Here is a 607-nt window from a genome sequence, read left to right on the forward strand (position 1 = left end):
GACTGTGCTCTTATTGGTTTTCACTTTTGAAAAAGTAAAACAAAACAGCTCAAGGCTGCTTCCCAATTCGAATGGTCACTTCGTATCATTGAAACCTAAATTGTTTCCTAAGAAACTATTTGGATTATCATCAACGAGTGCCCACACAGATTGATAGGTTTAGTTTGTTAAAGAGCGTTGCTTTCAATGCCTTAGCACTTAAGCAGGACGCGTATAATACGCGAATGACTATTGAAGTCAACATAAAACTCTACACTTTCTTAGAACTTTATGGTGACCTGTCTAGCAAATAGACAAAGTCTAAATATAAAGCCTGGCGATGTCCTACTCTCACATGGGGAAGCCCCACACTACCATCGGCGCTATTGCGTTTCACTACTGAGTTCGGCATGGAGTCAGGTGGGTCCACAACGCTATGGTCGCCAAGCAAAATTTGTTAATTCGGAAAGCTGTTTCTTCGTTCTTACACATTCAATGTTCTAGTTGAGTCCACAACAAAACCCTTTGGGTGTTGTATGGTTAAGCCTCACGGGCAATTAGTACAGGTTAGCTCAACGCCTCACAACGCTTACACACCCTGCCTATCAACGTTCTAGTCTCGAACAAC

Annotated in this window: 2 rRNA genes; both read right to left on the reverse strand. The window is 42.2% G+C overall.

The features are described from left to right. Positions 1-311: 311 nt before the first annotated feature. Positions 312-427: ribosomal RNA gene (rrf, locus tag DPF90_RS20210) — 5S ribosomal RNA — on the reverse strand. A gap of 88 nt (positions 428-515) precedes the next feature. Next, positions 516-607, reverse strand: a 23S ribosomal RNA gene (locus tag DPF90_RS20215); the annotation flags it as partial.

The sequence above is a fragment of the Vibrio tetraodonis genome (assembly GCF_003350295.1).
GTDB classification, from domain to species: domain Bacteria; phylum Pseudomonadota; class Gammaproteobacteria; order Enterobacterales; family Vibrionaceae; genus Vibrio; species Vibrio tetraodonis.